Here is a 21787-nt window from a genome sequence, read left to right as displayed (position 1 = left end):
TCATGCTTTATTATCCAGCATCTTTTTCAGACCATCGAGAGGCGTGCGGCCCACACCGCGGGCAGATGGCACGCAGGAAGCCCGGACTAATAAGATGGCATTGAAATCCCCCGCGTTTCGTAAAAAATTTCCGTTGTTGGTGACCGGCAGTCTGCTGGCCCTGCAACCTCTAGCCACTTCGTTCGTAGTCGCCGCGGAACAGTATGACTGCTCTGTCTCTGCTTCGGGTGCCTGGGACTGTGCGCCAAAGGCGCCGGCTGCTGCATTGCCGCCACGCCCCGTCCATGACGGCAGCGCAGTTTCCGCCACTGGCGAAGCCCCGGCAGACACCGGCTCCAGCGCAGACACCGGCGCCAAACCTGTGCTGGTTACCGAGTCCAAGGGTCGCGGCCTGAAGTCGCGTAGTGAAGACTACAGCCACCTCGACTGGGTTCCGCGCGAGAAGCTCACTGCAGCGCAATTGGCCGAAACCGGTCCTTACTGCTCTGGTTCCTATATCGAACCAACTCGTCCTGGCATGAATGACAAGACGAATAAAAGTGACGCTCCAACCTTTCTCGGTGCAAAAGCCTCTCGCTATAAGCAGGATGAGCAGGTCGCTACCCTGGCCGGTGACGTGGTCATGCGTCAGGGCAGCATGCAGGTCGAAGCCGACGAAGCGAACCTCTACCAGGCCGAGAGCCGTGGCGAACTGAGCGGCAACGTCCGTGTTCGCGACAACGGCGCGCTGATCGTGGGCGACCACGCCGACGTGCAGCTCGACACCGGTGAAGCCAAGGTCGACAACGCCGAATACGTGATGCACAAATCCCGTATCCGCGGTAACGCGCTGTACGCCAAACGTGCCGAAAACGCGATCATCCGCCTCAAGGATGGTACGTACACCACGTGCGAACCGAACAGCAATGCCTGGCAGCTCAAGGGCAACAACATCACCTTGAACCCGGCGACCGGTTTCGGCACCGCGACCAACGTGACGCTGCGGGTCAAGGACATTCCGGTTCTGTACACGCCATACATCTATTTCCCGATCGACGACCGTCGCCAGTCCGGCTTCCTGCCGCCAACCATTGGCACTGGCAGCGATACCGGCTTCCTGCTGGTCACCCCGTATTACTTCAACCTGGCACCGAACTACGATGCCACGTTGTACCCGCGCTATATGACCAAGCGTGGCCTGTTGATGGAAGGCGAATTCCGCTACCTGACCAAGTCCAGCGAAGGTCAGTTCGGCGCCGCGTACCTCAACGACGAGAACGACGATCGCAAGCTGCAGACCGACTACGAAAAAACCCGCTACATGTACAACTGGCAGCACAAGGGTGGTCTGGACTCGCGCGTCTTTACGCAAGTCGATTACACCAAGATCAGCGATCCGTATTACTTCCAGGATCTGCAGACTGACCAGATTGGTGTGAAGAGCTCCGATTACGTGAACCAGCAGGGTTCTGTCACCTATCGCGGCGACAGCTATACCGCTCGTTTGAATGCCCAGGCTTATCAGCTGGCGACCGTTTCGAACATTACGCCTTATGATCGTTTGCCCCAGATCACCTTCAATGGACAGCTGCCTTATCACCCGGAAGGGCTGAACTTCGATTACGAGACAGAGGTCGTGCGGTTTGATCGTGATTTGAAGAATGGCAACTTCGTAAACGAAGACGGTACCGTCGAACCACGTCTTGATAACAACGTTGCAGGCCTGGCCCGAGCCAATGGCACCCGTCTGAACCTGAAACCGGGTGTCAGCCTGCCAATGAACGCGACCTATGGTTTCCTCAAGCCATCGCTCAAGTACCAATACACCCAATACGATCTCGATCTTGATGGCACCGGCGAAAACGATCTAGTGACGAATCGAAATGGTGCATCAGCACTCGGCGAATCGTTCAGCAGTTCACAAAACCGTGGCGTGCCAATCGCCAGCATCGACAGCGGCCTGTATTTCGACCGCAATACTACTTGGTTCGGCAAAAACTACCGCCAGACCTTGGAACCGCGCCTGTTCTACCTCTATGTACCTGAGGAAGACCAGAAGGATATTCCGGTATTCGACACCAGCGAATACACCTTCAACTACGCGTCGCTGTTCCGCGACAACCGTTTCTCCGGCTCCGACCGTGTCGGCGACGAGAACAAACTGTCGTTGGGCATCACCAACCGCTGGATCGAAGACAACGGCTTTGAACGTCAACGCATCAGCGTCGGCCAGGCCTTGTACTTCAAGGACCGCGAAGTCCAGTTGCCAGGTATCGATGCGAAAACCCGCGACGATGCAAAATCCAGTGTTTCGCCTTATGCGCTGGAATACGAATACCGCTGGAACCGCGATTGGCGCACCACCGCCGATTACAACTGGGACCCGGACAGCCGCAGCCCTCGCTCGGGCAGCGCGATGTTCCACTACCAGCCTGAAGACAACCCGAACAAGGTCATCAACGCCGGTTATCGCTATCGCAATGACCAGGTTCGTTATGACCAGAACACCGGCAAATGGTCGGTGGGTGGCGGTGACTATGGCACCCCGGGTACTCCTGGCTACGTGAAGGACTACTACAAGATCAAACAGCACGACTTCTCGGTGATCTGGCCGATCGTGCCGCAATGGAACGCCATCAGCCGCTGGCAGTATGACTACAACCGCAACCGTACTCTGGAAGCCTTCGGTGGTTTCGAATACGACAACTGCTGCTGGAAATTGCGCCTGATCAACCGTTACTGGGTCAGCTATGACGAGTTCAGTCAGAACGCCCCGGAAAACGAAAAAGGCGACCACGGCGTCTTCCTCCAAATTGTTCTGAAGGGACTCGGCGGCCTCACCGGCGCCAAGGTAGAGAGCTTCCTCGACAAAGGCATCCAAGGTTATCGTGAACGTGAAGACCAAGCTTTCTGATTGTCTGCGCCCGCTGATGCTGGGCGCGCTGTTCCTGGGTACCGCGGCCAACGCCGCGGTACAGTCCATCGATAAAGTGGTGGCCATCGTCGACAACGACGTGGTCATGCAGAGCCAACTGGACCAGCGTGTTCACGAAGTTCAGCAAACCATCGCCAAACGCGGTGCTGCCGTACCGCCTGCCGGCGTGCTGGATCAGCAGGTGCTCGAGCGTCTGATCGTCGAAAACCTGCAACTGCAGATCGGCGAACGCTCCGGCATCCGCATCACCGATGAAGAGCTGAACCAGGCAGTCGGCACCATTGCCCAGCGCAATAACATGTCGATCGAACAATTTCGCGCCGCCCTGGCTCGCGACGGCCTGTCCTATGACGACGCCCGTGACCAGATCCGCCGCGAAATGATCATCAGCCGTGTGCGTCAACGCCGTGTCGCTGAACGCATTCAGGTGTCCGAGCAGGAAGTGAAGAACTTCCTGGCGTCCGACCTGGGCAAGATGCAGCTGTCCGAAGAATTTCGTCTGGCCAACATCCTGATTCCTACGCCGGAAAGCGCCAACTCCGACGCCATTCAGAATGCCGCCAAACAAGCCGACGCGGTTTACCAGCAACTCAAGCAAGGCGCTGACTTCGGTCAGTTGGCAATTGCCAAATCCGCCAGCGAAACCGCGCTGGAAGGCGGCGACATGGGCTGGCGTAAAGCCGCTCAACTGCCACCTCCGTTCGATCGCATGCTGAGCACCATGGCGGTGGGTGACGTGACCCAGCCAATGCGTACTCCGGGTGGCTTCATCATCCTGAAGATCCTCGACAAGCGTGGCGGCGAAGCCCAGGTGCGTGACGAAGTGCATGTGCGTCACATCCTGGTCAAACCAAGCCCGATCCGCGACGAAGAAAAAACCAAGGCCCTGGCTCAATCGCTCTACTCCCGTATCGAAGCGGGCGAAGACTTTGGCGAACTGGCGAAAAGCTTCTCGGAAGATCCAGGTTCCGCCCTCAACGGTGGCGACCTGAACTGGATCGACCCGAACGCGCTGGTTCCTGAATTCCGCGAAGTGATGGCCAAGACCCCACAAGGTCAGCTGTCCAAGCCGTTCCAGACCCAATATGGCTGGCACGTCCTGGAAGTCCTTGGCCGCCGCGCCACCGACAGCACCACCCAGGCCCGTGAACAGCAAGCGATGACCGTACTGCGTAACCGCAAATACGACGAAGAGCTGCAAACCTGGCTGCGTCAGATCCGTGACGAAGCGTATGTAGAAATCAAGCTCCCTGGTGCAGACCAGGCAACGCAGTGAAACCCAAGCGTTTCGCGTTGACCCCCGGCGAACCGGCCGGCATAGGTCCTGACCTGTGCCTGCTGCTCGCCTCGCAAGCCCAGCCACACCCTCTGATTGCCATTACCAGCCGTGACCTGCTCATCGAGCGGGCCGCGCAGCTGGGCGTGGTTGTCGATCTGCTGCCGGTAACGCCAGACAGCTGGCCGGATGCTCCCGCACCTGCCAACAGCCTGTATGTGTGGGATACGCCGCTCAACGCCAAGGTCATCGCCGGGCAACTGGACAAGGCCAATGCAGCTTTCGTCCTGGAAACCCTGACGCGTGCTGGCCAGGGCTGCCTGGACGGGCATTTCGCCGGCATGATCACCGCCCCTGTGCATAAGGGCGTGATCAATGAATCCGGGATCGCCTTTTCCGGGCATACGGAATTTCTCGCAGACCTGACTCATACCGCGCAAGTGGTAATGATGCTCGCCACCCGCGGCTTGCGCGTGGCATTGGTCACCACTCACCTGCCCCTTCGCGAGATTGCCGATGCAATCACGCCGGAGCGCCTGGAGCGGGTCACGCGGATCCTGTACGCCGACCTGCAAGAAAAATTCGGCATTGCCCAGCCACGCATCCTGGTTTGCGGGCTTAACCCGCACGCCGGTGAAGGCGGTCACCTGGGCCATGAAGAAATCGACATCATCGAACCTACATTAGAGCGCCTGCGCGGCGAGGGCATGGACCTTCGCGGCCCCCTGCCCGCCGACACTCTGTTTACCCCCAAATATCTGGAGCACTGCGACGCAGTGCTGGCGATGTACCACGACCAGGGCCTGCCCGTGCTGAAATACAAAGGCTTCGGCGCGGCAGTCAACGTGACCCTCGGCTTGCCGATCATCCGCACATCGGTCGACCACGGCACCGCCCTGGATCTGGCCGGTAGCGGCAAAATCGACACCGGCAGCCTGCAAGTCGCCCTGGAAACCGCCTACCAGATGGCCGAGACCCGTTTATGACCGAGCATTACCAACACCGAGCGCGCAAGCGCTTCGGCCAGAACTTCCTGCACGATGCCGGCGTTATCGACCGTATCCTGCGTTCCATTCATGCCAAACCTGAAGACCGTCTGCTGGAAATCGGCCCGGGCCAGGGTGCATTGACCGAAGGCCTGCTCAACAGCGGCGCCCAACTGGACGTGGTAGAGCTGGACAAGGACCTGATCCCGATCCTCAACCAGCAGTTCGCCAGCAAGAGCAATTTCCACCTGCATCAGGGCGACGCGCTGAAGTTCGACTTCAACAGCCTGAACGCCGCGCCGAACAGCCTGCGAGTGGTCGGCAACCTGCCGTACAACATCTCTACGCCGCTGATTTTTCATCTGCTGCATAACGCCAGTCTGATTCGTGACATGCACTTCATGCTGCAAAAGGAAGTGGTCGAGCGTCTGGCGGCGGGGCCTGGTGGTGGTGACTGGGGTCGTCTCTCGATCATGGTTCAGTACCATTGCCGGGTCGAGCATCTGTTCAACGTCGGCCCGGGCGCATTCAATCCGCCGCCGAAAGTCGATTCCGCGATCGTTCGCCTGGTGCCTCACGCGGTACTCCCGCATCCAGCCAAAGATCACAAGCTGCTGGAACGCGTCGTACGCGAAGCCTTCAACCAGCGCCGCAAGACCCTGCGAAACACGCTGAAACTGTTGCTGAGCAACGCCGAAATCGAAGCCGCCGGCGTCGATGGCAGCCTGCGTCCCGAGCAGCTCGACCTGGCCGCCTTCGTGCGCCTGGCTGACAAGCTCAGTGAACAAGTCCTACAAAGGCCTGCCACCGACTGACAGGCGATGAGCGCTATCGGGTAGGGCGCCACTCTGGTTTACTACCCGATACTTGGCCTAGACTGAGATCAATCAGCTACGCCCCGCGTCCCGCTTCGTTTTTAAGGCCTTTTGCATGTCCGATCCTCGTTATCAGGTCGACGTCAGCGTCGTCACCCGCTATCTGGCAGAACAATCGCAACCCGAGCAAAACCGCTTTGCCTTCGCTTACACCATCACCGTGCATAACAATGGCGAGTTACCGGCCAAGCTGCTGTCGCGGCACTGGGTGATCACCGACGGTGATGGGCATGTCGAGGAGGTTCGCGGTGCAGGCGTCGTCGGCCAGCAGCCGTTGATCGACGTGGGCAAGAGCCACACCTACAGCAGCGGCACGGTCATGACCTCCAAGGTCGGTACGATGCAGGGCACGTATGAAATGGTCGCCGAGGACGGTAAGCACTTCGACGCCGTCATCGCTCCGTTTCGTCTGGCAGTACCCGGAGCCCTGCACTGATGACGACGTATGCCGTCGGCGACTTGCAAGGTTGCCTTGAACCGCTGCAATGCCTGCTCAAGCAAGTCGCCTTCGACCCTGCCCGGGACCGTCTGTGGCTGGTGGGCGACCTCGTCAACCGAGGCCCCCAGTCGCTGGAAACCTTGCGCTTCCTCTATAGCCTGCGCGAATCGCTGATCTGCGTGCTCGGCAACCATGACCTGCACTTGCTCGCCGTCGGGCAAAACATCGAGCGCTTGAAGAAAGCCGATACGCTGCGCGAAATTCTTGAAGCACCCGATTGCGGGGAGCTGCTGGAGTGGGTTCGGCAACAAAAGCTCATGCATTACGACGAACAGCGCGATATCGCCCTGGTCCATGCTGGCATCCCGCCACAATGGTCGCTGCGCAAAGCCTTGAAGTGCGCCGCCGAAGTCGAAGAAGCCCTGCGCGACGACAACCGCTTCGCGCCTTACCTTGACGGCATGTACGGCAATGAACCGGTGAAATGGGACAACGACCTCAAAGGCGCGGCGCGCTTGCGAGTCATCACCAACTATTTCACCCGGATGCGCTTTTGCACCAGTGACGGCAAGCTTGATCTCAAGGGCAAGGAAGGCATCGACACCGCACCGCCGGGTTATGCGCCGTGGTTCACCCACAAGGAGCGCAAGACCAAAGGCCTGAAGATCATCTTCGGTCACTGGGCGGCGCTTGAAGGCCAGTGCAACGAGCCAGGTCTGTTTGCACTCGATACCGGTTGCGTCTGGGGTGGCGCCATGACCCTGATGAACGTCGACACCGGCGAGCGCCTGCAATGTAAATGCGACCCCCATGGCCATACCCGGCCGGCTGTCGCCGCCTCTATTCCCGAACAAACGTCAGCCAGCACCCCGCGCTAGACTGCGCTTTCAGCCGAGCCACAGGAGCCCGCCATGAGCGAATTCAAACGTATCCCCCCAGAACAGGCCCAAGCCCTGCGCGAACAAGGCGCGGTGGTGGTCGATGTACGCGACCCCGCAACTTTTGCCGCGCTGCACATTGCCGGCTCCAAACATCTGGACAACCATTCCCTGCATGCTTTCATTCAGGGCGCCGACCTGGATGCGCCAACAGTAGTGGTCTGCTATCACGGCAATTCCAGCCAGGGCGCGGCTGCCTATCTGATCAGTCAGGGCTTCTCCGACGTCTACAGCATGGATGGCGGTTTTGAACTGTGGCGTACGACCTATCCTTCGGAAACGGCGCAAGGCACTTCCGAATAATTTTTTTCAAGGCGCGCAAGGCCCGGCCCCCGTGGGCTCGCGCGCTGGCTGACGAACGGTCTGCCACAACTAATTACTTATTGCGCCTTTACCTTCAAGATTCCGAACTATCCTTAAGCGCAGGCCATCCAAAACAGGGGAGAGCCGGTACACCGGCGCGCGGGTCATCGGGAGTAGCTTTCGGGGTTGATACCCTGGAGGTGTTCTGGGGGGTAAACAGCAACTGCATATTCAGTTGCTTGCCAGCATCGACTGACTGATCCGGCGTCGGCTCCACGTATCGAGCGAGGTGACGTCATGAGTATCTTTAGCCACTTCCAACAACGCTTCGAGTCCACGCGCCAGGAAGAACTCTCTCTGCAGGAGTACCTGGAGCTGTGCAAAAAGGACCGCAGCGCCTACGTTTCCGCAGCTGAGCGACTTCTGCTGGCCATCGGTGAACCGGAGCTGCTCGACACCTCGACCAACTCGAGGCTGTCGCGAATCTTTTCCAACAAGGTGATCCGCCGCTATCCGGCCTTTGAAGACTTCCACGGGATGGAAGAATGCATCGACCAGATCGTGTCGTATTTCCGCCATGCCGCTCAGGGTCTGGAAGAAAAGAAACAGATCCTCTACCTGCTGGGCCCTGTCGGTGGCGGTAAATCGTCCCTGGCCGAAAAGCTCAAGCAACTGATCGAGAAAGTGCCCTTCTATGCAATCAAGGGCTCGCCGGTTTTCGAGTCGCCCCTGGGTCTGTTCAACGCCACCGAAGATGGCGCGATCCTCGAAGAAGACTTCGGCATTCCCCGGCGCTATCTCAATACCATCATGTCGCCATGGGCTACCAAGCGCCTGGCCGAATTCGGCGGCGATATCAGCCAGTTCCGCGTGGTGAAACTCTATCCGTCGATCCTCAACCAGATTGCGGTCGCGAAAACCGAGCCGGGAGATGAAAACAACCAGGACATCTCGGCACTGGTGGGCAAGGTCGATATTCGCAAACTGGAAGAGTTCCCACAGAACGACGCCGATGCCTACAGCTACTCGGGGGCCCTGTGCCGGGCCAACCAGGGTCTGATGGAGTTCGTCGAAATGTTCAAGGCACCGATCAAGGTGCTGCACCCATTGCTGACGGCCACTCAGGAAGGCAACTACAACAGTACCGAAGGCCTGGGGGCGATTCCGTTCACCGGGATCCTGCTGGCCCACTCCAACGAATCGGAATGGCACACCTTCCGGAACAACAAGAACAACGAAGCATTCATCGACCGGATCTATATCGTCAAAGTACCGTACTGCCTACGCGTCAGCGACGAGGTGAAGATCTACGACAAGCTTCTGTTCAACAGCTCGCTGGCCAAGGCCCATTGCGCGCCCGACACTCTGAAAATGCTCGCTCAGTTCACCGTGCTCTCGCGCCTCAAGGAGCCGGAAAACTCCAACATCTACTCCAAGATGCGCGTGTATGACGGCGAAAACCTCAAGGACACCGATCCGAAGGCCAAGTCGATCCAGGAATACCGCGACGCAGCCGGTGTCGACGAAGGCATGAACGGTCTGTCGACCCGCTTCGCCTTCAAGATTCTGTCGAAGGTCTTCAACTTCGATCCCCATGAAATCGCCGCCAACCCGGTGCATCTGCTCTACGTGCTGGAACAGCAGATCGAGCAGGAACAGTTCCAGGCGGAGACCCGCGAACGCTATCTGCGCTTCCTGAAAGAGTACCTGGCGCCGCGTTATATCGAATTCATCGGCAAGGAGATCCAGACTGCCTACCTCGAGTCTTACAGCGAGTACGGTCAGAACATCTTCGATCGCTACGTGTTGTACGCCGACTTCTGGATTCAGGATCAGGAATATCGCGATCCGGAAACCGGCGAGATCCTCAACCGCGTAGCCCTTAACGAAGAACTGGAGAAAATCGAAAAACCGGCCGGCATCAGCAATCCGAAGGATTTCCGCAACGAGATCGTCAACTTCGTACTGCGCGCCCGAGCCAACAACAACGGCAAGAACCCAACCTGGCTCAGCTACGAGAAACTGCGGGTGGTCATCGAGAAGAAAATGTTTTCCAACACCGAGGACTTGCTGCCGGTCATCAGCTTCAACGCCAAGGCCAGCAAAGAGGACCAGCAGAAGCACAACGACTTCGTCACACGGATGGTCGAGCGGGGCTACACCGACAAACAGGTACGACTGCTGTCCGAGTGGTACTTGCGGGTCAGAAAATCACAGTAACCTGCTGCCGGTCAGACCGGTTGTCGTTAGCCCGAGGCCTGTTTACGTTTTTTCTGTTACACAGGCCTCTGGAGGTGTCCGAAATGCGGTAGCGAGGTTCAGGCAGCATCGAAGCGCTTGGGGGGAGCGTGTACACCCTCCGGCACCGGCCTTATGCTGCGTTAACGCTCGCCCCTTTCAGGACAGCTTCTAAGGAGCAGTCATGAGCTATGTGATCGACCGACGTCTCAATGGCAAGAACAAGAGCACGGTAAACCGTCAGCGGTTTCTGCGGCGCTACCGTGATCACATCAAAAAGGCTGTCGAAGAGGCGGTCAGCCGGCGCTCCATTACCGATATGGAACACGGCGAGCAGATCAGCATTCCCGGTCGCGACATCGACGAGCCGGTGCTTCACCACGGTCGCGGCGGCAAGCAAACCATCGTGCATCCAGGCAACAAGGAATTCATCAGCGGCGAGCACATTGCCCGCCCGCCCGGAGGTGGCGGCGGCAGAGGCCCCGGCAAGGCCGGTAACACCGGTGAAGGGATGGACGAATTCGTCTTCCAGATTACCCAGGAGGAATTCCTCGAATTCATGTTCGAGGACCTTGAACTGCCTAATCTGGTCAAACGCCATCTGACCGGCACCGACACCTTCAAGACCGTACGCGCGGGCATCAGCAACGAGGGCAACCCGTCGCGAATCAACATTATCCGCACGCTGCGTTCGGCTCATGCCCGGCGCATTGCCTTGTCCGGCAGCAGCCGGGCGAAATTGCGCGAAGTCAAAGAGGAACTGCTGCGGCTTAAACGGGAAGAACCGGACAACTTCGGCGATATCCAGGAGCTCGAAGCAGAAATCGAGAAACTCAGCGCGCGCATTCACCGAGTGCCATTTCTCGACACCTTCGACCTCAAGTACAACCTGCTCATCAAGCAGCCGAACCCCAGCTCCAAGGCAGTCATGTTCTGCCTGATGGACGTGTCCGGCTCCATGACCCAGGCGACCAAGGATATCGCCAAACGCTTCTTCATCCTGCTGTACCTGTTCCTCAAGAGGAATTACGACAAAATCGACGTCGTGTTCATTCGCCACCACACCAGCGCCCGTGAAGTGGATGAGGAGGAGTTTTTCTACTCACGGGAAACCGGCGGCACCATTGTCTCCAGCGCCCTGAAACTGATGCAGGAGATCATGGCCGAGCGTTATCCGAGCAACGAATGGAACATCTATGCCGCCCAGGCGTCCGACGGCGACAACTGGAACGACGATTCGCCGATCTGCCGCGACATCCTGATCAATCAGATCATGCCGTTCGTGCAGTACTACACTTATGTTGAGATTACCCCGCGCGAACACCAGGCCCTGTGGTTCGAATACGAACGCATCGCCGAAGCCTTCTCTGACACTTTTGCCCAGCAGCAACTGGTCTCGGCCGGGGATATCTATCCGGTCTTTCGTGAACTCTTCCAGCGCAGGTTAGTGACATGACCGCCAAAGAGCAGAAGCGCCAACCCATTTCCACCGGCTCCGAATGGACATTCGAGCTGATCCAGGCCTACGACCGCGAAATCAGTCGTCTCGCGGCCCGCTACGCGCTGGATACGTACCCTAACCAGATCGAAGTGATCACCGCCGAGCAGATGATGGACGCCTATGCCTCTGTCGGTATGCCCTTGGGTTATCACCATTGGTCCTATGGCAAACACTTCCTCAGCACCGAAAAATCCTACAGTCGCGGCCAAATGGGTCTGGCCTACGAGATTGTGATCAACTCTGACCCCTGCATTGCCTATCTGATGGAAGAAAACACCATCTGCATGCAGGCGCTGGTGGTGGCTCACGCTTGCTATGGCCATAACAGTTTCTTCAAAGGCAACTACCTGTTCCGCACCTGGACCGACGCCAGTTCGATCATCGATTACCTGGTGTTCGCCAAGCAGTACATCATGCAGTGCGAAGAACGCCATGGCATCGACGCGGTAGAAGACTTGCTCGATTCCTGCCATGCGCTGATGAATTACGGCGTCGACCGTTACAAACGCCCTTATCCGATCTCCGCCGAAGAAGAACGCCGTCGGCAGAAGGATCGGGAAGAGCATTTGCAGAAGCAGATCAACGATTTGTGGCGGACCATTCCAAAAGGCGCGGACAAATACAGCGACAAGGACAACGCACGCTTCCCCGCCGAACCTCAGGAAAACATCCTGTATTTCATCGAAAAACACGCCCCGTTGCTGGAGCCTTGGCAGCGCGAAATCGTGCGGATCGTGCGCAAGATCGCCCAGTATTTTTATCCACAGCGCCAGACCCAGGTAATGAACGAAGGCTGGGCCACGTTCTGGCACTACACCTTGATGAACGACTTGTATGACGAAGGCCTCGTCACCGACGGTTTCATGATGGAGTTCCTGACTTCCCACACCAGCGTGGTCTTTCAGCCTGGCTTCGATAGCCCCTACTACAACGGCATCAACCCCTACACCCTGGGTTTTGCCATGTATCGCGATATCCGCCGGATATGCGAACAGCCCACCGAAGAGGACTATCGCTGGTTTCCGGAAATCGCCGGCACCGACTGGCTATCCAGCATCAAATTCGCCATGAGCAGCTTCAAGGACGAGAGTTTCATCCTTCAGTACCTGTCACCCAAGGTGATCCGCGACCTCAAGTTGTTCAGCATCCTCGATGACGATCAGAAGGACGATCTGCTGGTTCCGGCGATACACGACGAAGACGGCTATCGAACCATTCGTGAAACCCTGGCGGCGCAATACAACCTGGGCAATCGCGAACCCAACATACAGATCTACAGCATTGACCGGCGTGGCGACCGTTCCCTGACCTTGCGCCACCAGCAACACGACCGCAAACCGCTGGGCGATTCCACTGACGAAGTACTCAAGCACCTGCACCGCCTCTGGGGCTTCGACATTCACCTGGAAACCCTGCAAGGGGATCAGGTGATGAAAACCCACCATGTTCCACCCAGAAGCGAGCATGGCGAGGGTGATTACGGCCGGCTGGACTTGGCAGTCATTCATCTTTGATCCTGTTTTCTGCCTCCGGAAGTTCGACGCAAAGGTTATTCTGTCGGGCTAACGGAGGTTTTTTATGCAGATTTATAAAGTCGGTGGAGCGGTCCGCGATCGCCTGTTGGGCAAACCTGTTACCGATATCGACTGGGTCGTTGTAGGCGCCACCACCGAAGAAATGCTCGCCAAGGGCTTTCGCCCAGTGGGCGCGGACTTCCCGGTATTTCTTCACCCCAAAAGCGGTGAGGAATACGCCCTCGCCCGCACCGAACGCAAAAACGGGCGTGGCTACGGCGGTTTCATTTTTCACGCCAGCCCCGACGTCACGCTCGAAGACGATCTGATTCGTCGCGACCTGACGATCAACGCCATGGCCGAAGACGATCAGCAGAATCTGACCGACCCTTATCATGGCCAGCGGGATCTAGAGGCGCGCCTGCTTCGTCACGTTTCCCCCGCGTTTGCCGAAGATCCGCTCCGTGTTCTGCGCGTTGCCCGCTTTGCCGCGCGTTATGCGGAACTGGGTTTCACCGTCGCCCCCGAGACATTGGAGCTGATGCGCCAACTCAGCGAATCGGGTGAATTGGAGGCATTGACCCCCGAACGCAGCTGGAAAGAAATCGCCCGCGCGCTGATGGAAGACCAACCCCAAGTATTCATCGAGGTGCTGCGCGAGTGCGGCGCGCTCAAGGTACTGCTGCCGGAAGTCGACGCGCTGTTCGGTGTACCGCAACCGGCAGCCCATCACCCGGAAATCGACACGGGCGTGCATACCCTGAGCGTGCTGGAGCAAGCGGCGCTGCACAAACAACCGCTAACCGTACGCTGGGCCTGCTTGCTGCATGATTTGGGCAAAGGATTGACGCCCGAGGAAGAATGGCCCCGCCACATCGCCCACGAGCACAAAGGCCTGAAGCTGATCAAAGCGGTTAACGAGCGCTTCAAGGCACCGAAGGACTGTCAGGAATTGGCGCTGCTGGTGGGCAAATATCATACCCATGGCCATCGTGCTCTGGAGCTTAAGCCGTCGACCTTGCTGGAGTTGCTGCAGAGTTTCGACGTCTATCGTCGACCTCAGCGCTTTGAGGAGTTTATCGCGGCGTGTGAAATGGACGCTCGGGGGCGAAAAGGCCTGGAGCAGAGAAATTATCCACAGGCGGATTATTTGCGTGGGGCGGCAACTGCGGCGCGAAGTGTTGCCGTTCAACCGTTGCTGGAGAAGGGATTCAAGGGACCGGAGTTGGGCGAGGCGATCAAGGGCGAGCGGCTCAAGGCGCTGAAGGTTTACAAAGAGGCGGCGTCTGTTTGAAAAGCTTCGCGAGCAGGCTCGCTCCCACAGGGTTAGCGTAAACCTGTGGGAGCGAGCCTGCTCGCGATGGCGTCATCCGCCTCACAACAAATTCAAAGGGGTCAGCTGTTGGCCGCGCCACTCAAAAGCCACCGGCGCCAGCACCTGATCGATCTGCGCTTCATCCCACAGGGTCGCAAAGCTCTTGCCTACGCCCGGATGCACACGATCCGGTGCAATCAGCGACAACGGCCACAGCACGAAGGCATTTTTCAGAATCTCTGCCCGCGGCAAGATCAAACCATCGAAGTTGCCCACCAGATCGCCGAACAGCAGCACGTCGATATCCAGCGGCAAGCCCTTGCGGTCCGGCGCGTAACGGCCGTTATCCGCTTCGATGAATTTCAACCGTCGATCCAGCTCCATCAGCGACAGATCGGTGAAGGCCGAAACCACAAAGTTGAAAAACGGCCCGCTCTTGATCCCCACCGGCAGACTTTCGAATACCGCCGAGCAGCGCATATCCACCAGGAAACCCGCCAGGGCGTCCAGGCCTGCCTGCAAATGGGTTTCGCGCTCGATATTACTACCGAGCCCGAGGTACACCTGAGTCAGCGACATCCGCGCTCGATCTCCACGCCCACACCCGTGGCCGCCGGGACGGCACCTGGCTTGGTCAGCTTGAGGTGCATCCAGGTGATTTTGAATTCGCTCATCAGCACTTCCGCCAGTCGCTCGGCAAAGGTCTCGACCAGCTGAAACTGCGCCTGCTCGGCGAACGCCTGGACGCGCGACGAAACGCTCGCGTAGTCGAGCGCCAGGGCCAGGTCATCACCGGCGGCGGCCGGACGATTGTCCCAGGCGAAGCTCAGATCAAGTCGCAGACACTGTCGGATGCCTCGTTCCCAGTCGTAGGCACCAATCACGGTGTCGACTTCCAGGCCCTCGATAAACACTCTGTCCAAGCACTTCTCTCCACTGCACGACAAGGGCGCAATGCGCCGTTAGAATCAGGGCGTCCTCGCCCGGAATAGTTAGCATGTTTTGGTTACTGGCGATCCTCGCCTACCTGCTCGGCTCTCTGTCCTTCGCCATTTTGCTCAGCCGCCTGACCGGTAACCCCGATCCGCGAATGAGTGGCTCGGGCAATGCCGGTGCCACCAACATGTTGCGCGTGGCCGGCAAGAAACTCGCCATCCTGACCTTGCTCGGCGACCTGAACAAAGGCCTGTTGCCCGTATTGATCGCGGGTGCAATAGGCCTTTCACTACAAGAACAGGCCTGGATCGGCGTCTGTGCCGTTATCGGCCACCTGTTTCCGCTGTACTTCCGCTTTCGTGGTGGCAAGGGCGTCGCTACCGCAGCCGGCATGCTGCTGGGGCTTTATCCGCCCGCCGCACTGCTGGCGGTCTGCGCCTGGCTGCTGACGTTCTACCTGACCCGCACCAGCTCACTCGCAGCCCTGATTGCCACACCACTGACCCTGCCGCTGCTTGCCTGGCAAGAACCGGCGGCACTGCTACCCATGAGCGCGCTCACGGGCCTGATCGTCTGGCGTCATCGCGGCAATCTACGCGACCTGTTTGCCGGGCGCGAACGGCATTTTTAAATACCGCACGTGAGCGCCGCTCATCACAGCGCCGACAGTTGCTCCATCGGCCAGCGCGCCTGCACGCTGATCGCCAGGCTTTCATGCTGGCCGGCCTGCAAACGCTGGCAGCCGGCAAACGCAATCATCGCGCCATTATCCGTGCAGAACTCCGGACGGGCATAAAACACATCGCCCTTCATGTCCCCGAGCATTTTCTCCAGTGAAGCTCGCAGCGCTTTATTGGCGCTGACGCCCCCTGCGATCACCAGACGCTTGAGACCCGCCTGTTTCAGGGCACGCTTGCACTTGATGGTCAAAGTCTCCACCACGGCCTGCTGGAACGCCAGCGAGATGTCGCAACGGGCTTGCTCGCTGTCGTCCCCGGCGTTGACGCTCTGCTGCCAGGTGTTCAGCGCAAAGGTTTTCAGGCCACTGAAGCTGAAAGCCAAGCCTGGACGATCACACATCGGACGCGGAAAAGTGAAACGCCCTGCAACGCCCTGCTCTGCCAGACGAGCAATCTCCGGGCCGCCTGGATAATTCAGGCCCATCATCTTCGCGGTCTTGTCGAACGCTTCGCCGGCGGCATCGTCGAGGGTCTCGCCCAAGAGCGTGTACTGACCGATCCCGTCGACCTGAACCAGCTGCGTATGACCACCCGACACCAACAAAGCGACGAACGGGAACTCCGGAGGTTGCGACTCCAGCATCGGCGCCAGCAAGTGGCCTTCCATGTGATGCACACCCAAGGCCGGAATGCCCCAGGCAAAGGCCAGCGCCTGGGCGCACGAAGCCCCCACCAGCAATGCCCCGACCAGGCCAGGACCCGCGGTATAAGCGATGGCGTCGATCTCGGTCGGTACACAGTCGGCCTCGGCCAGGACCTGACGAATCAAGGGCAGCATGCGTTTGACGTGATCACGCGACGCCAGCTCCGGCACCACGCCGCCATAGGCACGATGCAGATCGATCTGACTGAACAGCGCGTCGGCCAACAACCCGCGTTCACTGTCGTAAAGTGCGACACCGGTTTCGTCGCAAGAGGTTTCTAATCCCAGTACTAGCATGGGTTTGCGCCTTGTAGAGGCTGAATTCGAAGGCGCGCATAATAGTCGTCGCGTGATGCCCCGACCAGCGGTTTTCGATCAGAGGCTTTGCATTCCGAGCGATGAGGGGTTAACATCCGCAACCCTTAAAAACCGACGTCTTCAAGTGCTCTTTTGCCGCGAGGATGTTGACCCCGGTAATGAATGAAGGTAGCTCTGGATGCCAGCCGTCAAAGTAAAAGAGAACGAACCCTTCGACGTAGCTCTGCGTCGTTTCAAGCGCTCCTGCGAAAAAGCCGGTGTACTGGCTGAAGTTCGTAGCCGCGAATTTTACGAGAAGCCAACTTCTGAGCGTAAACGTAAAGCAGCAGCCGCTGTTAAGCGTCACGCCAAGAAAGTTCAGCGCGAACAGCGCCGCGCCGTTCGTCTGTACTAATACACAGACGATCGTAGCAAGCTTCTGCCAAGCCCGGCCCTCAGCCGGGCTAATGGCATTTGCGGACATCGCTTGATGCTTCACCGTCAAAGCCGCAGACGCGACCGAGACAAATCTGCTTCACAGCGTCAGACCTGGCTCTTCTGCCAGCGGTGCACGTCTTTTCTGACGAGCCTTCCAAGGCTACTGACGAGCACACCCACTGATTCCTCTCACGACGATCAGCCCAAGGCACCTTCTTGCGTGCCCGCTTATGAGCTATCCGAGGCCAATGACTGGCCGTCGCCGGATTCAGCGAAACACTTTCAAATAGTCGAATACTGATTGGTACTAACGTCAGTGGATTTTCGGCAGATACACTTCCCGACAGCGATACGCAGACGACACCGGTCGAGCCGCACACCCTGCGCGCCTCAAACAACGACCCGCGTTCGGCCGCCCTTCGTTTTGGGTCCATTTCAGCGCAGATGACGAGAACGCCATGGCCGGGCTAATTCCCCAGAGCTTCATTGACGACCTTCTGAACCGCACCGACATCGTCGACGTGGTCAGCTCGCGCCTGCAAATGAAAAAAGCCGGCAAGAACTACACCGCCTGCTGCCCGTTTCACAAAGAGAAAACCCCCTCCTTCAGCGTCAGCCCCGACAAACAGTTCTATTACTGCTTCGGCTGCGGCGCTGGCGGTAACGCCCTCGGCTTCATGATGGACCATGACAACCTGGATTTCGTCCAGGCTGTCGAAGAACTGGCCAAAGCCGCCGGCATGGAAATTCCCCGCGAAGAAAGTGGCCGACCGCACAAACCGCGGCAACCCACCGATTCGCCGCTGTATCCGCTGCTCACCGCCGCCGCCGATTTTTATCGTCAAGCCCTGAAAAGCCATCCGTCGCGTAAAGCCGCCGTAGATTACTTGAAGGGTCGTGGACTAACGGGAGAAATCGCCCGGGACTTCGGGCTCGGTTTTGCTCCACCTGGCTGGGACAATCTGTTCAAGCACCTGAGCAGCGATACCCTGCAGCAAAAAGCCATGATCGATGCCGGCCTGCTGATCGAGAACGCCGAAACCGGCAAGCGCTATGACCGCTTCCGCGATCGCGTGATGTTCCCGATCCGTGACAGTCGCGGGCGCATCATCGCCTTCGGCGGCCGGGTACTGGGCGACGACAAGCCGAAATACCTGAACTCACCGGAAACCCCGGTTTTCCATAAGGGCCAGGAACTCTACGGCCTTTACGAAGCACGCAAGAACAACCGAAACCTCGACGAAATCATTGTCGTCGAAGGCTACATGGACGTCATCGCCCTCGCCCAGCAAGGCCTGCGCAATGCCGTCGCAACCCTGGGCACCGCCACCAGCGAAGAGCACATGAAGCGCCTGTTTCGCGTCGTGCCCAGCGTGCTGTTCTGCTTTGATGGCGACCAGGCGGGCCGAAATGCCGCCTGGCGGGCACTGGAGGCAACCCTGCCATGTCTGCAGGACGGGCGTCGGGCGCGCTTTCTGTTCCTGCCCGAGGGCGAGGATCCGGATACCCTGGTCCGCTCCGAGGGCACTGATGCCTTCCGCGCGCGAATCAATCAGCACGCCCAGCCGCTGGCCGATTACTTTTTTCAACAGTTGACCGAGGAATCGGACCCGCGCTCCCTCGAAGGCAAGGCCCACATGGCTACCCTCGCCGCGCCGCTGATCGACAAAGTCCCGGGTGCCAACCTGCGCATCCTGATGCGCCAGCGTTTGAGCGAAATTACCGGGCTTAGCGGTGAAGCCGTGAGCCAACTCGTGCAAAGCACGCCTCAGCATCAGGAAGCGCCACCCGCTTACGATCCGGGCATCGATTACGACGCCATGCCGGATTACAGCGACTACCATCAGCCGCAGGCGCAAGAGATGTACGTGCCGCAGCAGGAATGGACGCCGAAAAAGCCTGGCGCAGGCGGCAAGAAATGGGACAAGAAGCCGTGGGACAAGAATGGCAAGCGCGGCGGTGATCGTGATCAACCGAGCGCACCGCGCACGCCGATTGCCGTAGAAGCGCCCACGCTGATCGCACTGCGCACCCTGATTCATCATCCAGATCTGGCTGGCCGGGTAGAAACCGCCAACCATTTTGCCAATGAGAGCAATACCTACGCACAACTGCTTGTGGCCCTGATCGAGGCGGTGCAAAAAAATCCTAAGCTAAACTCAATTCAGCTAATGGCGCGTTGGCACGGGACCGAACAGGGACGGTTGCTCAAGGCATTGGCAGAAAAGGAATGGCTGATTGACGGCGACAACCTTGAACAACAGTTTTTAGACACCATTACTAGGCTATCAGCAGCTCAACACACGGATAGCCTGGAAGCACTTATCAGAAAAGCAAGGCAGCCAGGACTGACCGCGGAGGAAGCAAATCAGATCGCAAATCAGATGCGCGACCTATTAAAACGCAATATGGCTGTATCAACCCCGACCTCAACTGGCGCGTGAGGTCATAGCTCAGGTATAATCCTCGGCTTGTTTTTTGCCCGCCAAGACCTTCAGTGGATAGGGTGTTATGTCCGGAAAAGCGCAACAGCAGTCTCGTATCAAAGAGTTGATCACACTTGGTCGTGAGCAGGGCTACCTGACTTACGCGGAGGTCAACGACCACCTGCCGGAGGATATTTCAGATCCGGAACAGGTGGAAGACATCATCCGCATGATTAATGACATGGGGATCAACGTATTCGAGGTTGCGCCAGATAAGGATTCCCTTATGCTGGCCGACGCCGATACCGACGAAGCCGCGGCCGAAGAGGCAGCAGCAGCGTTGGCAGCGGTCGAGACCGACATTGGTCGCACCACCGACCCAGTGCGCATGTACATGCGTGAAATGGGCACGGTAGAGCTCCTCACACGTGAAGGCGAAATTGAAATCGCCAAACGTATTGAAGAGGGCATCCGCGAAGTGATGGGCGCAATCGCGCACTTCCCTGGCACGGTTGACCATATTCTCTCCGAGTACACTCGCGTCACCACCGAAGGTGGCCGCCTGTCCGACGTCCTGAGCGGTTATATCGACCCGGACGACGGCATTGCGCCGCCTGCAGCCGAAGTGCCACCGCCTGTCGACCCGAAAGCCGTGAAAGCGGATGACGACACCGACGACGATGATGCCGAAGCGACTGATGACGAAGAAGAAGCCGAAAGCGGTCCGGATCCGGTCATCGCCGCACAGCGCTTTGGCGCTGTCTCCGATCAGATGGAAATCACCCGTAAGGCCCTGAAAAAGCACGGTCGTGGCAACAAGCTGGCAATCGCCGAGCTGATCGCCCTGGCTGAGCTGTTCATGCCGATCAAACTGGTGCCGAAGCAATTCGAAGGCCTGGTCGAGCGTGTTCGCAGTGCCCTGGATCGTCTGCGTCAGCAAGAGCGCGCGATCATGCAACTGTGCGTTCGTGATGCCCGTATGCCGCGTGCCGACTTCCTGCGCCAGTTCCCGGGCAACGAAGTCGACGAAAGCTGGACCGATGCACTGGCCAAAGGCAAAAGCAAATACGCTGAAGCCATTGGTCGCCTGCAACCGGACATCATTCGTTGCCAGCAGAAGCTGACCGCGCTGGAAACCGAAACCGGTTTGACGATCGCCGAGATCAAGGACATCAACCGTCGCATGTCGATCGGTGAGGCCAAGGCCCGCCGCGCGAAGAAAGAGATGGTCGAAGCGAACTTGCGTCTGGTGATCTCCATCGCCAAGAAGTACACCAACCGTGGTCTGCAGTTCCTCGATCTGATCCAGGAAGGCAACATCGGTCTGATGAAAGCGGTAGACAAGTTCGAATACCGCCGCGGCTACAAATTCTCGACTTATGCCACCTGGTGGATCCGTCAGGCGATCACTCGCTCGATCGCCGACCAGGCCCGCACCATCCGTATTCCGGTGCACATGATCGAGACGATCAACAAGCTCAACCGTATTTCCCGGCAGATGCTGCAGGAAATGGGTCGCGAACCGACCCCGGAAGAGCTGGGCGAACGCATGGAAATGCCTGAGGACAAGATCCGCAAGGTATTGAAGATCGCTAAAGAGCCGATCTCCATGGAAACCCCGATCGGTGATGACGAAGATTCTCATCTGGGTGACTTCATCGAAGACTCGACCATGCAGTCGCCAATCGATGTCGCCACTGTTGAGAGCCTTAAAGAAGCGACTCGCGAAGTCCTGTCCGGCCTCACTGCCCGTGAAGCCAAGGTTCTGCGCATGCGCTTCGGTATCGACATGAATACCGACCACACCCTTGAGGAGGTTGGTAAGCAGTTCGACGTGACCCGTGAACGGATTCGCCAGATCGAAGCCAAGGCGCTGCGCAAGCTGCGCCACCCGACGAGAAGCGAGCATTTACGCTCCTTCCTCGACGAGTGATCACAGAACCCCCGGCCCAGGCCGTAATGCTGTTCACTTAAGCATTTGAGTCTCAGCAGGGCTTACTCGAAAATC

The 21787-nt window shown here is 58.3% G+C and carries 18 protein-coding genes; 15 read left to right on the top strand and 3 right to left on the bottom strand.

What is annotated here, in order from left to right:
* Positions 1-94: 94 nt before the first annotated feature.
* The 11 genes from BK662_RS00090 to BK662_RS00040 all read left to right on the top strand — a co-directional run bounded on the left by BK662_RS00090 (position 95) and on the right by BK662_RS00040 (position 14278).
* Positions 95-2893: an LPS-assembly protein LptD gene (locus BK662_RS00090; RefSeq protein ID WP_123355709.1), complete on the top strand. Its 2799-nt coding sequence runs from the start codon at positions 95-97 to the stop codon at positions 2891-2893.
* Positions 2874-4190: a peptidylprolyl isomerase SurA gene (gene surA, locus BK662_RS00085; protein ID WP_148057901.1), complete on the top strand. Its 1317-nt coding sequence runs from the start codon at positions 2874-2876 to the stop codon at positions 4188-4190. Before BK662_RS00090 ends, surA begins: the two co-directional genes overlap by 20 nt.
* Positions 4187-5176 (top strand): 4-hydroxythreonine-4-phosphate dehydrogenase PdxA, encoded by a 990-nt coding sequence (gene pdxA, locus BK662_RS00080; RefSeq protein WP_123355707.1) that lies wholly within the window; start codon positions 4187-4189, stop codon positions 5174-5176. Before surA ends, pdxA begins: the two co-directional genes overlap by 4 nt.
* Positions 5173-5991, top strand: coding sequence for a 16S rRNA (adenine(1518)-N(6)/adenine(1519)-N(6))-dimethyltransferase RsmA (rsmA, locus tag BK662_RS00075; RefSeq protein ID WP_123355706.1), 819 nt, complete (start codon positions 5173-5175; stop codon positions 5989-5991). The genes pdxA and rsmA overlap by 4 nt, the downstream gene beginning before the upstream one ends.
* Before the next feature lie 115 nt (positions 5992-6106).
* Positions 6107-6487 carry a Co2+/Mg2+ efflux facilitator ApaG/CorD gene (gene apaG / locus BK662_RS00070; RefSeq protein WP_123355704.1) on the top strand — a complete coding sequence of 127 codons (381 nt, stop codon included), beginning with the start codon at positions 6107-6109 and terminating at the stop codon, positions 6485-6487.
* Positions 6487-7368 (top strand): symmetrical bis(5'-nucleosyl)-tetraphosphatase, encoded by an 882-nt coding sequence (locus tag BK662_RS00065; protein WP_123355702.1) that lies wholly within the window; start codon positions 6487-6489, stop codon positions 7366-7368. Before apaG ends, BK662_RS00065 begins: the two co-directional genes overlap by 1 nt.
* Positions 7369-7401: 33 nt before the next feature.
* On the top strand, positions 7402-7731 hold the full coding sequence (gene glpE / locus BK662_RS00060) for a thiosulfate sulfurtransferase GlpE (protein WP_030130002.1): 330 nt from the start codon (positions 7402-7404) through the stop codon (positions 7729-7731).
* A 297-nt stretch (positions 7732-8028) separates the two neighbouring features.
* Entirely contained in the window at positions 8029-9951 is a 1923-nt protein-coding gene (locus tag BK662_RS00055) for a PrkA family serine protein kinase (RefSeq protein ID WP_007904259.1), read from the top strand.
* A gap of 202 nt (positions 9952-10153) precedes the next feature.
* Positions 10154-11425, top strand: a complete 1272-nt coding sequence (locus BK662_RS00050) for a YeaH/YhbH family protein (protein WP_123355699.1) — start codon at positions 10154-10156, stop codon at positions 11423-11425.
* Positions 11422-12984, top strand: coding sequence for a SpoVR family protein (locus BK662_RS00045; protein ID WP_123355697.1), 1563 nt, complete (start codon positions 11422-11424; stop codon positions 12982-12984). The genes BK662_RS00050 and BK662_RS00045 overlap by 4 nt, the downstream gene beginning before the upstream one ends.
* A 64-nt stretch (positions 12985-13048) precedes the next feature.
* Positions 13049-14278 carry a multifunctional CCA addition/repair protein gene (locus BK662_RS00040; RefSeq protein ID WP_123355695.1) on the top strand — a complete coding sequence of 410 codons (1230 nt, stop codon included), beginning with the start codon at positions 13049-13051 and terminating at the stop codon, positions 14276-14278.
* An 81-nt stretch (positions 14279-14359) separates the two neighbouring features.
* Here the strand turns inward: BK662_RS00040 and folK are convergent, their stop codons facing one another.
* Both folK and folB read right to left on the bottom strand, forming a co-directional pair.
* Positions 14360-14878, bottom strand: a complete 519-nt coding sequence (gene folK, locus BK662_RS00035; RefSeq protein ID WP_123355693.1) for a 2-amino-4-hydroxy-6-hydroxymethyldihydropteridine diphosphokinase — start codon at positions 14876-14878, stop codon at positions 14360-14362.
* Positions 14869-15222: a dihydroneopterin aldolase gene (gene folB, locus BK662_RS00030; protein WP_123355691.1), complete on the bottom strand. Its 354-nt coding sequence runs from the start codon at positions 15220-15222 to the stop codon at positions 14869-14871. Before folB ends, folK begins: the two co-directional genes overlap by 10 nt.
* Before the next feature lie 74 nt (positions 15223-15296).
* Between folB and plsY the strand changes: the two genes are divergently transcribed.
* Complete coding sequence (gene plsY, locus BK662_RS00025) at positions 15297-15866, top strand: glycerol-3-phosphate 1-O-acyltransferase PlsY (RefSeq protein WP_123355689.1); 570 nt, start codon at positions 15297-15299, stop codon at positions 15864-15866.
* A gap of 23 nt (positions 15867-15889) precedes the next feature.
* On the opposite strand, the gene tsaD is transcribed toward plsY, so the two are convergent.
* Entirely contained in the window at positions 15890-16915 is a 1026-nt protein-coding gene (gene tsaD / locus BK662_RS00020; protein WP_095052664.1) for a tRNA (adenosine(37)-N6)-threonylcarbamoyltransferase complex transferase subunit TsaD, read from the bottom strand.
* Positions 16916-17114: 199 nt separating this feature from the next.
* On the opposite strand from tsaD, the gene rpsU reads away from it, so the two are divergent.
* The 3 genes from rpsU (at position 17115) to rpoD (ending at position 21712) form a co-directional block, all read left to right on the top strand.
* On the top strand, positions 17115-17330 hold the full coding sequence (gene rpsU / locus BK662_RS00015) for a 30S ribosomal protein S21 (RefSeq protein ID WP_002551877.1): 216 nt from the start codon (positions 17115-17117) through the stop codon (positions 17328-17330).
* A gap of 481 nt (positions 17331-17811) precedes the next feature.
* Positions 17812-19797, top strand: a complete 1986-nt coding sequence (dnaG, locus tag BK662_RS00010; RefSeq protein WP_123355687.1) for a DNA primase — start codon at positions 17812-17814, stop codon at positions 19795-19797.
* A gap of 67 nt (positions 19798-19864) precedes the next feature.
* Positions 19865-21712, top strand: coding sequence for an RNA polymerase sigma factor RpoD (gene rpoD, locus BK662_RS00005; protein ID WP_123355685.1), 1848 nt, complete (start codon positions 19865-19867; stop codon positions 21710-21712).
* Positions 21713-21787: the final 75 nt, after the last annotated feature.

This window comes from Pseudomonas frederiksbergensis, assembly GCF_003732275.1.
Classification (GTDB): domain Bacteria; phylum Pseudomonadota; class Gammaproteobacteria; order Pseudomonadales; family Pseudomonadaceae; genus Aquipseudomonas; species Aquipseudomonas frederiksbergensis_H.
This window is presented reverse-complemented; position numbering and strand designations above follow the sequence as displayed.

Bases quoted from the DNA above. Each gene is read 5' to 3' on its own strand.
- BK662_RS00090 (WP_123355709.1), top strand. From the start codon at position 95: ATGGCATTGAAATCCCCCGCGTTTCGTAAAAAATTTCCGTTGTTGGTG.
- rsmA (WP_123355706.1), top strand. From the start codon at position 5,173: ATGACCGAGCATTACCAACACCGAGCGCGCAAGCGCTTCGGCCAGAAC.
- apaG (WP_123355704.1), top strand. From the start codon at position 6,107: ATGTCCGATCCTCGTTATCAGGTCGACGTCAGCGTCGTCACCCGCTAT.
- BK662_RS00065 (WP_123355702.1), top strand. From the start codon at position 6,487: ATGACGACGTATGCCGTCGGCGACTTGCAAGGTTGCCTTGAACCGCTG.
- glpE (WP_030130002.1), top strand. From the start codon at position 7,402: ATGAGCGAATTCAAACGTATCCCCCCAGAACAGGCCCAAGCCCTGCGC.
- BK662_RS00055 (WP_007904259.1), top strand. From the start codon at position 8,029: ATGAGTATCTTTAGCCACTTCCAACAACGCTTCGAGTCCACGCGCCAG.
- BK662_RS00050 (WP_123355699.1), top strand. From the start codon at position 10,154: ATGAGCTATGTGATCGACCGACGTCTCAATGGCAAGAACAAGAGCACG.
- BK662_RS00045 (WP_123355697.1), top strand. From the start codon at position 11,422: ATGACCGCCAAAGAGCAGAAGCGCCAACCCATTTCCACCGGCTCCGAA.
- BK662_RS00040 (WP_123355695.1), top strand. From the start codon at position 13,049: ATGCAGATTTATAAAGTCGGTGGAGCGGTCCGCGATCGCCTGTTGGGC.
- folK (WP_123355693.1), bottom strand. From the start codon at position 14,878: ATGTCGCTGACTCAGGTGTACCTCGGGCTCGGTAGTAATATCGAGCGC.
- plsY (WP_123355689.1), top strand. From the start codon at position 15,297: ATGTTTTGGTTACTGGCGATCCTCGCCTACCTGCTCGGCTCTCTGTCC.
- tsaD (WP_095052664.1), bottom strand. From the start codon at position 16,915: ATGCTAGTACTGGGATTAGAAACCTCTTGCGACGAAACCGGTGTCGCA.
- rpsU (WP_002551877.1), top strand. From the start codon at position 17,115: ATGCCAGCCGTCAAAGTAAAAGAGAACGAACCCTTCGACGTAGCTCTG.
- dnaG (WP_123355687.1), top strand. From the start codon at position 17,812: ATGGCCGGGCTAATTCCCCAGAGCTTCATTGACGACCTTCTGAACCGC.
- rpoD (WP_123355685.1), top strand. From the start codon at position 19,865: ATGTCCGGAAAAGCGCAACAGCAGTCTCGTATCAAAGAGTTGATCACA.